Genomic DNA, 11,449 nt, shown 5'->3' on the forward strand with positions numbered 1-11,449 from the left:
TTAAGATATGGCCAGCCTAAGATATATATGGAAAAACCGAATCAAATACCATCCGTTCAGCAAAGCTTTTTTTATTAGCTGGGCCAAACGTTTATTGACTTTTCCAGAATTAATTAAGAATAACAGAAGAAGAAAAAAACTAATTAATAACGGTGCCAATATAGCCGAAACAGCCGAAATAGGAATCGTTAATATTAATGGTAGAAAAGAAAATTTATCGATAGATGATTTTAGCACTTTAGGCAAAGTAGAAATTGCTCTACATGATAAAGTCAGTATTGGTAAATATGTCTGCATAAACGACGGTGTCATTATTCTAAGCGCTTCTCATGATGTTTCAGATCCTTTGTGGAGACATAAAAAAGCACCAATTTCAATAGGAGATTATGCATGGATCGCAACAAATGCAATTATATTACCGGGTGTTAGTATTGGTAAAGGAGCAGTTGTAGGAGCAGGAGCGGTAGTGAGTAAAAATGTCAAAGATTATGCGATAGTAATTGGAAATCCGGCAAAAGAAATTGAAAAAAAGAGAACCGAGAATTTAAAATATAATCCTTGTGAATTTCTAGCAACAAATAACGCATGGCTAAAATGATTTTGTTTTCACATCCAACATTAAATGCAAATTCTAAAGCATTAATTAGTGGTCTGCACAAAAATAACACGCTATATAAATTATATACTTGTATTGCTATTTTTCAGGGACAGTTGTTTTTTAAGCTTGGAGAAAATCCTAAACTGAAAGATTTAAAAAGAAGACGTCTAGATGCTAACTGGAAAGATTTTACGGTTTCCAAATCCTTTTTTGAATTTGGACGTTTGATTGCTTCAAAACTGCGTTTGAACTATTTAGTAAAACACGAAAAAGGGTTCTTTTGTATTGATAATGTTTACCATAAACAAGATAAATGGGTAGCCGATAATTTGGCTAAAGCAAAAAGAAAAGGCGTTTTTGGAGTTTATGCTTATGAAGATGGAGCATTGGCTACTTTTTTAAAAGCAAAAAAAACAGGACTTTATTGTATATACGATTTACCGATTGGCTATTGGAAAAGTGCCCGTTTATTAATGAAGAGAGAGTTTGAAATTAATCCTGATTGGGCAGAGACACTTACAGGTTTCAACGATTCGACTAAAAAATTAAATAAAAAAGACCAAGAACTAGCTTTGGCAGATGTCATTTTTGTAGCCAGCACTTTTACCAAAAAGACTTTAGAAGAGTACTCTGGACAATTACCTGAAATAAAAGTTATTCCATACGGTTTTCCCGAAGTGAAAAGTAAAAAAGAATATCTACCGCTTGTCAATAGAAAACTTAAAGTCTTATTTGTAGGCGGATTATCGCAGAGAAAAGGACTTTCCTATTTGTTTGAAGCTGTAGACGGATTGCAAGACAAAATTGATTTAACAATTGTAGGACATAAAGCAGTTCCTAATTGTAAAGCTCTTAATCAGGCTTTAGAACAGCATACTTGGATTCCGTCATTGTCTCATGATCAGATTTTGGCTTGCATGAGAGAACATGATGTATTTGTTTTTCCATCGCTTTTTGAAGGTTTCGGTTTGGTAATCACTGAAGCAATGTCGCAGGGAGTTCCTGTGATAACAACAGACCGCACTGCAGGTCCAGACCTAATTGATCACGGAAATGATGGATGGATTGTTCCAGCAGGATCTTCGATGGCGATTAAGGAGGTACTAAACGAGATACTTGAAAAACCAGCATTGCTCAAACAATTAGGATTAGCAGCTCAAGTAAAAGCACAGAACAGACCTTGGTCGGTTTATGGTCAGGAAATGGCCGATGAGCTTTCTTTACTAAAAACTTTTTAGACAATATCTTTTAAGAATAACAATGAATGAACAAGAAGTAATTCCGAATTATAAATCCTTGAAAATTACCATTTGGCTTTATTTTTTTCTTTGGATTTTTGAAGGGGCTTTGCGCAAATGGATCTTACCAAGTTTGGCTACTCCACTGTTGGTAGTTCGTGATCCAATTGCTATTTACATATTGGTTAGAGCACTATATCTGAATGTGAAATTTATGACTCCATACATTGTATTTAGTTTTATTTTCACATTATTAAGTCTAGCCATTACATTGACTTTTGGTCACGGAAATTTATTTGTGGGTATTTATGGAGCAAGAATTATGCTGCTTCATTTTCCACTCATTTTTATCATCGGAAAAGTTTTTACAAAAGAAGATATACTCAAACTAGGACGCGTTCTTTTGGTGCTGAATATATTCATGACCATCATTGTATATTTTCAATTTAGCAGTCCGCAAAGTGCTTTCATAAATGTTGGTATTGGAGGAGAAGGTAGTGCTGGATTCTCTGGAGCTATGGGATACAGCAGACCGCCGGGAACATTTTCTTTTACTACTGGACTATCTATTTTTTACACTGCGGTATCCGTTTTTGTATATTATTTCTGGTTGTCTAAAGAGTATTGTTCAAAAATCTTATTGTACACCAGTACCATTGCTTTAGTTATTGCTTTACCACTGACGATAAGCCGAGGTGCAGTAGTAGCAGTACTCATAGTAGGGCTTTTTGCTATTATGGCATCGGTAACAAGTGCAAAAATGTTAGGTAAGTTGGTATTTACAGCCGTTGTTTTTGTTATTGCTTTTTTAGTTTTACAAAACTACGTGACAATATTCAGCTTAGGAACTGAAGTTTTTATGGATCGCGTTGATAGCGCAAACAGATCTACTGGTGCTGGAGGAGGTTTAAAAGAATCTATCCTTCTTCGAATTGTTGGAGATTTTTTAGGTCCATTTATCGATCTTTTTACTCATCCAATGTTCGAAGGTAATTTAGGTATGGGAACCAATGCTGGCGCGCAAATGCTGACAGGAAAAGCTGTTTTCTTGGTATCAGAAACAGAATTTGGTCGTTTGGTTGGTGAACAGGGAATCATTTTTGGAGGCGGAGTCATATTGATACGTTTAGTATTGGCCTTAAGAATTACAGTCAAATCATGGAAACTGCCAAAAGAAGAAAGACTGCTTCCTTTCACTCTTTGCGGTGCTGCTTGTCCGGCATTATTTCAAGGACAGTGGGCACAGCCATCTGTATTGGGTTTTGCAGTTATTATGGTCGGCTTAGTTATGGCAGCTTTAAATAAAGTTGATACTCCTTTAGAAAACAGCACATTATGATTAAAGAAATAATCTTAGTTGGCAATTACGCGCCTGATAAGCAGTACAGCATGCAGATTTTTGAAATATTGATGGCTGAAGGATATAGAAAATCAAAATTTAATGTCAGTACCATTCGTCCTGATGAGATTTTTAGAAAATTAGCCTTCAATAAAAACAGTTTAATAAAATGGCTGGCTTATATAGATAAATTCGTCTTATTTCCTGTCAAGCTCTTGTTACTGAGGTTTACGAATTTAATTTTATTCAAATCGGTAAATTATCATATTTGTGATCATTCAAATGCATTTTATCTTTATTTTTTGCCTAAAAACAAAACGATAATAACCTGTCATGATGTTTTGGCAATACGAGCAGGTTTAGGATTTTCTGGCACTTATTGCCATGCAACAAAATCGGGACAGGTATTGCAGAAAATAATTCTGAATGCACTATCTGGAGCAAGAAAATTAGCGACTGTATCTGATTTTACTTTGAATCAATTAATTGAAATTGATAACAAACCTGGAATAACTAAAAACTGGATTACAATTCACAACGCGATTTCTGAAAAATTTGCCCCTTCGTCTGAAGATGAGGTTCATAAAATCCTTGATAAATTTCAGCAGTTAAAAAATAAAGAGATAATACTGCATGTTGGTTCAGACTTGGAACGAAAGAATAGGAAATTATTAATCTATATGATTTCAGAATTGCAGCATGATTGGGACGGATTATTAGTTCTGGCAGGTGAACCCTTAAACTCAGAATTATTAGACTTAATTCAGGAATTAAAGGTTTCCGATCGAATTATACAAATACATAATCCAACAAACAATGAAATTATAGCATTGTATTCGATATGTCAAGCCATGATTTTTCCGTCTTATTCAGAAGGATTCGGATGGCCGATAATTGAAGCTCAGGCTTGCGGAGCACCTGTTATTACAAGCAACAAAGCTCCAATGATGAATGAAGTTGGCGGTAATGCCGCACTTTATGCCGATCCAGATAATCCAAGTTCTTTTTTAGATCAGTTTCAAAAAATAAGAAATAAAAGATTTAGAAACGAAATAGTCATAAAGGGCTATGAAAATGCCAAACGATTTGATTTTAATAATACTGTAAATCAATATGTTCAATTAATAAAAAACGAAGTGTGATAGTATTAAAAATTTTAGCCGTTTTAATGCCTTGGCCAATTAAAAGATTCATCCTCGTTCAGTTTTTTAAATATAAAATTGATCCTTCGGCAAGAATTGGACTTTCATGGATTTATCCTAAAAAGCTTATTATGGATGCTAATTCCAATATTGGAAATTTTAATGTAGCAGTGCATTTGGATTTAATTAAAATTGGAAAACATTCCAGCATAGCAAGAGGAAATTGGATCACTGGATTTCCTACTAATACAGATTCGAAGCATTTTGCGCATCAAAAAGACAGGCATTCAAACCTGATTATCGGCGAACATTCTGCCATTACAAAAAATCATCATATCGATTGTACCAATAGTATCGAGATAGGAAATTTTGTTACTGTAGCAGGTTATGCAAGTCAATTACTGACACATTCGATTAATATCGAATTAAATATTCAGGACAGTCATCCTATTACAATCGGCGATTATTGTTTTGTCGGAACTGCGTCCACAATTTTAGGTGGTGCATCATTGCCTCCTTATTGCGTATTGGGAGCAAATTCACTATTGAATAAATCTTTTACGATTCCTTATCGCTTATACGGCGGGAATCCAGCAAAAGAAATCAAAGAATTGTCACAAGACTTTAAGTACTTTAATAGAGAAACGGGTTTTGTTTATTAAAGAATACGAAAAACAAATAGTTTTAAAATGAAAGTAATCCACTTTATAGCTGGTATCGATAAAACAGAGGGAGGAACTACAGAATTCATGAGATTGTTGAGTTCTGAATTGAAAAACCACATTGAGCTTATCGTTGCTACAAGATTTTCTTCTTTTCCTATTGAATTGGAAGGAGTAAGAGTTAAATTTTTCGACACCAGCATTACACGATGGTTTTCTGTTGTAAATGAGTTTTATCATTTTTTAAAAACAGAAAAACCAGACATAGTTCACGTTAACGGAATATGGAGTCCTCAAAACTGGGGTTTTCAAAAAGCAGCTCAGAGATTAGGAATCAAAGTAGTTGTTTCTCCTCACGGCATGTTGGAACCTTGGATTATGTGTAATAATTCTTGGAAAAAAAAACTAGGCTTGTTTCTGTATCAAAAAAAAGCGCTTAGAAAAGCAAATTATATTCATGCGACAGCCAGTATGGAATCGGCAAATATTAAGGCTTTAGGTTTTACAAATAAGATTTGCATTATTCCTAACGGTATTGACCTTAGCGATGTAAAAGAGATTAAAATCAATTACGGAACCAAGAGAATGATTTTTCTATCGCGAATACATCCAAAGAAAGGTATTGAATTACTATTGGAAGCTTGGAGAAACAGCAACACGGAAGACTGGACACTAGAAATAGCCGGTAGTGGCGACGAAAATTACCTTCACAGTTTAATTCAAAGTGCCAATGACTTAGAAAATGTACGTTTTGTTGGAGCACTTTATGGTAATGAAAAATGGGAATTTATGCGATCTGCCGATGTAATGGTGCTTCCCACTCACAGTGAAAATTTTGGAATCGTAATAGCAGAAGCACTCGCAAGTGGCGTTCCTGTTATAACCACAAAAGGAACTCCTTGGGAAGATCTGGAAGTTTATAAATGTGGCTGGTGGATCGATTTGTCGGTTTCGAATTTAGAAAAAACAATAAAAGAAGCTTTGGAAACACCAACTCCAGTTTTGGAACAAATGGGATGGCAGGGCAGAAAACTGGTTAAAGAAAAATACGAAATAAAAGCTGTAACCAATCACATCGTCGATTTATACAACAAAATTATACTCAAATAAAAAACAAATTGGACTTATCAACTTATAATCATTCTTTCAGTTTAAAAAACAAAATTTCAAGATTGATTTGGAATTGTGTTGCTATAATTCTGTTTCGTCCATTTGTTTCTCGGTTATTTAAAAAATGGAGAGTTTTTGTACTGAAATGTTTTGGAGCAAAAATAGAATGGTCTACTCATATTTATGCTTCAGTAAAAATATGGGCTCCGTGGAATCTGCAGATGGGAGCCAATTCTAGTTTAGGACCAAACGTAGATTGCTACAATCAAGGTAATATAACAATTGGTGCTAATACGGTTATCTCACAGAAAACGTATTTATGTGCCTCTTCTCACGATTATACAAAAACTGATTTTCCTCTAATCTTAAAACCTATAACTATTGGAAATGGTGTCTGGGTTGCAGCAGATGCATTTATTGGACCTGGAGTTTCCATTGAAGACAATGCAATCATTGCCGCAAGATCGGTTGTCAATAAAAAGGTTGAAAAAAATGCAGTAATGGGAGGCAATCCTGCCACATTAATTAAACTTCGAATTGTTGAATAATCAATAAATATAACCTCAAGAATATAAGCTTTGGAAAATAAATTTAGTATTGTCATTCTAGCCTACAATGAAGAAGATACGCTGGGAGGCTGTTTGGATTCGATTAAATGGTGCGATGATATTGTTGTTATCGATAGTTTTAGCAGTGACGCAACTGTTGCAATTGCAAAAGAAAATGGTGCAAGAGTTTTTCAGAATAAATTTTCAGATTTTGCCCAACAACGCAATTTTGCCAATGATACTGTTGATTTTAAATACGAATGGGTATTTCATCTCGATGCAGATGAACACTTTACCGATGCTTTGAGAACAGAATGCAACAAAGCCATAGAAAGTTATCATTATGGAGCATTTTTAGTGCCGGCAAAAGAAATTCTTTGGGGTACTTGGCTAAAACATTCAGCAGGAACTGTCTATCAAATGCGTTTTCATAAACTAAGTGATGCCCGCTTCGAACAATATGGTCACGGACAAAGAGAATGTGATCTTAAAAGAGGTTTAGGAAAATTGGAAAACTCATACGAACATTATTTTTTTAGTAAAGGCGTAAATCAATGGTTTGTCAAACATTTGCGATATGCAGCCGAAGAGGCAGAAAATGAAAAAAACGTAAGTCTCAAAAAAATACCTTTCGGGAAATTGATTTCTGGAGAATCTCATGAAAAAAGAAGGGTTTTAAAAGCTTTGAGTTATAAAATGCCATTTCGCCCTTTATTCAAATTTTTCTATATGTATATACTAAAAATGGGTTTTTTGGATGGTAAAGTTGGCTTTAAATTCTGTGTAATGAAAAGTATTTACGAGCAATTTATTATTCTGAAAAAATTCGAATCAGAATGGAATAACTAATAAGGTTTTAAGAGCAACAAAAAAGAATAAATAATTAAAAAATTAAAGATGAATATAGCATTTAATGTTAATAGATTAGCAATGATTGGTCTTGGTGTAACCTTGAAATCGTTATTAGACAACTGTTCTAATCCTAGTAAAATCAATATTTATATATTATGTTCTGATTTAAATATAGAGGACAAATCAAATATCCACAAACTGCTTTTGACTTATGGTTTAAATGAAGTAAAGTTGATTGACTTTGATGTAAATGAGCATTTTGGAACTTTTAGTTCTTTGCAGGGAGACTTGACTACATACGGACGATTGCTGTTACAGGATTATGTAAAAGAAGATGCTGTTTTATATCTGGATGCAGATTTAGTTGTCGAGTTAGATGTTTTAACATTAGAAGGATTTGATTTTCAAGGAAAAGGAATCGCTGCGGTAGACGGAGGAAAGATGAAAGATGCACTCGATCATCCGTTTTTATGCAATGAGATTGGACTAGGTATGGATCTGGCTGTATTTAACGCTGGTATAATCTTGTTTAATCTAAAATATTGGCGTGAGAAAGATATTAAAAATCAATGTTTAGCTTTTGGAAAAAAATACGGAACTAAATTAAGATCACATGATCAAACTATATTGAATGCTTTTTTTGCTGGAAATTTTGCTTTTCTGCCTTTAGAATTTAACATGCCTTGGTTTGCACAGAATAAAAGACCAGAAGCTAAAAAAGTCATTCTTCATTTTGTTGGATCTCCAAAACCTTGGGATGTACTTGGAAAATATGTTCACAGAGGATTTTCAGTTTGGAAAAGCTATTTAAATGCCGATTGGGAAAAAGCCTATTACCATTATAATCAAGGCGAATTTTTAAGAGCATGGCATATCAGAAGATCATACGCCAGATTGTTACTCTTAAAAATGAAATCAAAAAATTAAAAAGATTTAGAAATAGGAATATTATATACGCTTTAAATAGATTCTAATGAAAAAAATACTGATAACCGGTGGCGCTGGATTTGTAGGTTCACATTTATGTAAAAGATTATTGAATGAAGGAAATGAAGTAATTTGTCTAGACAATTATTTTACAGGAGCAAAATCTAATATTATTGATTTATTAGATAATCCGTATTTCGAAATGGTTCGACATGATATTACAGAACCTTATTATGCTGAGGTTGACGAAATTTATAACCTGGCATGTCCTGCCTCTCCCGTACATTATCAATACAATCCGATAAAAACAATTAAGACTTCGGTTATGGGAGCGATTAATGTGTTAGGATTGGCAAAACGTGTGAATGCCAAAGTATTGCAGGCTAGTACAAGTGAGGTTTATGGTGATCCTCTTGTACACCCTCAGACCGAAAATTATTGGGGACATGTTAATCCGATAGGGATTCGTTCTTGCTATGATGAAGGAAAACGCTGCGCCGAAACTTTATTTATGGACTATCACAATCAAAATAAAGTGGCTATTAAAATCATCCGAATCTTTAATACTTATGGTCCAAATATGAATCCGGCAGACGGAAGAGTAGTTTCCAATTTTATTGTACAGGCTTTGCAGGGAAAAGATATTACCATTTTTGGAGATGGTTTGCAAACCCGTTCTTTTCAATATGTGGATGATTTAGTAGAAGGAATCATTAGAACGATGAATTCAGACCCTGCTTTCCTTGGACCGGTAAACCTTGGAAACCCTAATGAGTTTACAATGCTGGAATTGGCCGATGCTATTATTGAATTAACAGGATCAAAATCAAAAATTATTCATTTGGATCTGCCACAAGACGATCCAAAACAAAGACAGCCTGATATTTCTTTAGCAAAAGACAAGCTTAACGGCTGGGAACCTAAAGTTCAATTGCGTGAAGGTTTAATAGCTACAATAAACTATTTTGACAAACTTTTATTGAAACACTAAAAGGCCTTTTCTTTAACAAAACACCCTAATTTTTTCAACTGCTTTTTTTCTCAATTTCCTTATTAAGGAAACAGATTCTGCTACACTTTATTCTCAAGCTGGCTTTTTTGTGCTTTTAACGAGTTTTGAGGTGCTTCATCGAGAACTTTTTTTAGTAAAATACCTTTGTTTTAATTTTAACTTGAAATTGTGAAAGAGCAGTTAACTACAGAAGAATATTTATAAATGAAAAAATAATTTTTATGAGAGTTACTATAATCACAGTATGTTACAATCGCAAAAACACGATTGAAAAAGCGATCAAAAGTGTATTGGAACAAAATTATAATAATATCGAATATATTATTATAGATGGCAATTCTAAAGACGGAACAAAAGAAATTATTGAGTCCTATAAAGATAGAATAAGCCAATACATTTCAGAACCTGATAAAGGAATGTATGATGCGATAAACAAAGGATTAAAATTAGCCACAGGAGATGTGATTGGGTTAATGCATTCTGATGATGAGTTTTTTGACAGAAAAGCCATTTCAAGAATTGCAGCCCGTTTTGAAAATGAGGCCAATATAGACGGAGTTTATGGCGATGGAGTTTATGTTTCAAACGATAATGACGAACGTTTGATCAGAGATCGAATAGGAGGTGTTTTTAACATAAAGAAAGTAAAAGAAGGCTGGTTGCCATTGCATCCGACGGTTTATTTAAAGAAAAGTATAATTGAAAAACATGGTTTATACAACCTGGACTTTAAAATTGCTTCGGATACAGAATTCTTACTTCGCTATTTATACAAATATAGAATCAAGATGAGTTACATCGATTCTTATATCGTAAAAATGAGAATGGGAGGTATGAGCACCAGTTTTAAAAGAGCTTTTGAAGTTTTACAAGAAGACTATAAAATTTATAAATATCACGGTTTAGCCGCGATGGAAACAGTATTTCTTAAAAAAACAATTGCGTTAAAACAATATATAGCCCATTAACAAAAAAGAATTCTGCTTTTAATTTTTTAGAAAGTATAAAGCAGAAATTAAAAGTTGCAAAGACAATTTATCAAAAGGTAATCATTTAAGACAAGCCATTATAAATAGAAAAAAGTGAAAGCAGGTTTAGTTTAAGTCACATATCATAAAGGGGTTATTGAGCGCTGAATAGTTTTCATTTTATTTCAATTCAATTAAGAGTAATCAAAGAATACTAATATATACCACAATTAACATGAAGAAAATTTTCCTTTCGATAATCTTATTGCCTTTATTGATGCTTGAATCTTGCACCACAAAAAAGCAAATGTTGTATTTACAAGATTTGGATAAGTATGCAAATTCGACGATAAATTATACTTCGCCAAAAATACAGCCCAACGACATCTTAAAAGTGGAAGTGGGAGATCTTAATCCGTTAGTAGCGGCGCCTTTTAATATCAATAATGGAAATACCGGTACACAAACTTCTGTAGATATGATGAAATTATCAGGATATCTGGTTAATCCGCAGGGAAGCATAATGATGCCGATTTTAAATGAAGTTAAAGTTGGAGGTTTAACGCCTGCCAACGCAGAAATCAAGATAAAAGAACGTCTTATCAACGAGAATTATTTGGTAAATCCAACTGTACAGGTTAGAGTGCTCAATAATAAATTTACCATTTTGGGAGAAGTAAATGCTCCTGGGGTAAAGTCTTTTACAGAAGAATCAATCAGTTTTCTGGATGCAATAGGAATGGCTGGAGATTTAACGTATTCAGCAATTCGAAAAGATATAAAACTGATTAGAGAAGTTGATGGAAAACGTCTGGTTTATCATGTAGACTTGACTTCGGCCTCATGGATGTCTAACCCGAATTTCCGTATCAGACAAGGTGATGTAATTGTTGTAACACCAAATAAATTAAAAGCCAATAGTGGAGGATTAATTAAAGACCCAATACAATTGCTGGGAATAACAGCTTCTTTAGCAGCTCTGATAATAGTTATTGTAAAATAAAAATAGACGGAATATAAAAGAGTATTTCAGAATTAGATTTAAAAACATAC

General features: G+C 33.7%; 12 protein-coding genes. All 12 read left to right on the top strand.

Annotation, left to right across the window (positions count from 1 at the left end; genetic code table 11):
- Positions 1-7 precede the first annotated feature (7 nt).
- The 12 genes from BM289_RS10080 (at position 8) to BM289_RS10135 (ending at position 11,399) form a co-directional block, all read left to right on the top strand.
- Complete coding sequence (locus BM289_RS10080; RefSeq protein WP_091492911.1) at positions 8-598, top strand: acyltransferase; 591 nt, start codon at positions 8-10, stop codon at positions 596-598.
- The gene (locus BM289_RS10085; RefSeq protein WP_244165354.1) at positions 586-1,836 is read left to right on the top strand and encodes a glycosyltransferase family 4 protein; all 1,251 of its coding nucleotides are present in this window, start codon (positions 586-588) and stop codon (positions 1,834-1,836) included. The genes BM289_RS10080 and BM289_RS10085 overlap by 13 nt, the downstream gene beginning before the upstream one ends.
- Before the next feature lie 22 nt (positions 1,837-1,858).
- Positions 1,859-3,175: a hypothetical protein gene (locus BM289_RS10090; protein WP_091492912.1), complete on the top strand. Its 1,317-nt coding sequence runs from the start codon at positions 1,859-1,861 to the stop codon at positions 3,173-3,175.
- Positions 3,172-4,317, top strand: a complete 1,146-nt coding sequence (locus BM289_RS10095; RefSeq protein WP_091492914.1) for a glycosyltransferase family 4 protein — start codon at positions 3,172-3,174, stop codon at positions 4,315-4,317. The genes BM289_RS10090 and BM289_RS10095 overlap by 4 nt, the downstream gene beginning before the upstream one ends.
- On the top strand, positions 4,314-4,979 hold the full coding sequence (locus BM289_RS10100) for an acyltransferase (RefSeq protein WP_244165355.1): 666 nt from the start codon (positions 4,314-4,316) through the stop codon (positions 4,977-4,979). Before BM289_RS10095 ends, BM289_RS10100 begins: the two co-directional genes overlap by 4 nt.
- A gap of 27 nt (positions 4,980-5,006) precedes the next feature.
- Entirely contained in the window at positions 5,007-6,089 is a 1,083-nt protein-coding gene (locus BM289_RS10105; protein ID WP_091492917.1) for a glycosyltransferase, read from the top strand.
- 8 nt (positions 6,090-6,097) lie between these two features.
- Positions 6,098-6,637: an LbetaH domain-containing protein gene (locus BM289_RS25800; protein WP_317043568.1), complete on the top strand. Its 540-nt coding sequence runs from the start codon at positions 6,098-6,100 to the stop codon at positions 6,635-6,637.
- A gap of 30 nt (positions 6,638-6,667) precedes the next feature.
- Positions 6,668-7,486: a glycosyltransferase family 2 protein gene (locus tag BM289_RS10115; RefSeq protein WP_091492921.1), complete on the top strand. Its 819-nt coding sequence runs from the start codon at positions 6,668-6,670 to the stop codon at positions 7,484-7,486.
- A 48-nt stretch (positions 7,487-7,534) separates the two neighbouring features.
- A complete protein-coding gene (locus BM289_RS10120; protein ID WP_091492923.1) occupies positions 7,535-8,416 on the top strand; it encodes a glycosyltransferase family 8 protein in 882 nt (293 codons plus the stop codon).
- Between the two features lie 46 nt (positions 8,417-8,462).
- On the top strand, positions 8,463-9,407 hold the full coding sequence (locus BM289_RS10125; RefSeq protein ID WP_208610245.1) for a UDP-glucuronic acid decarboxylase family protein: 945 nt from the start codon (positions 8,463-8,465) through the stop codon (positions 9,405-9,407).
- 242 nt (positions 9,408-9,649) lie between these two features.
- A complete protein-coding gene (locus BM289_RS10130; protein WP_091492925.1) occupies positions 9,650-10,396 on the top strand; it encodes a glycosyltransferase family 2 protein in 747 nt (248 codons plus the stop codon).
- A gap of 235 nt (positions 10,397-10,631) precedes the next feature.
- Complete coding sequence (locus BM289_RS10135; RefSeq protein ID WP_091492927.1) at positions 10,632-11,399, top strand: polysaccharide biosynthesis/export family protein; 768 nt, start codon at positions 10,632-10,634, stop codon at positions 11,397-11,399.
- Positions 11,400-11,449 lie beyond the last annotated feature (50 nt).

The organism is Flavobacterium phragmitis, from assembly GCF_900112575.1.
Lineage (GTDB): Bacteria > Bacteroidota > Bacteroidia > Flavobacteriales > Flavobacteriaceae > Flavobacterium > Flavobacterium phragmitis.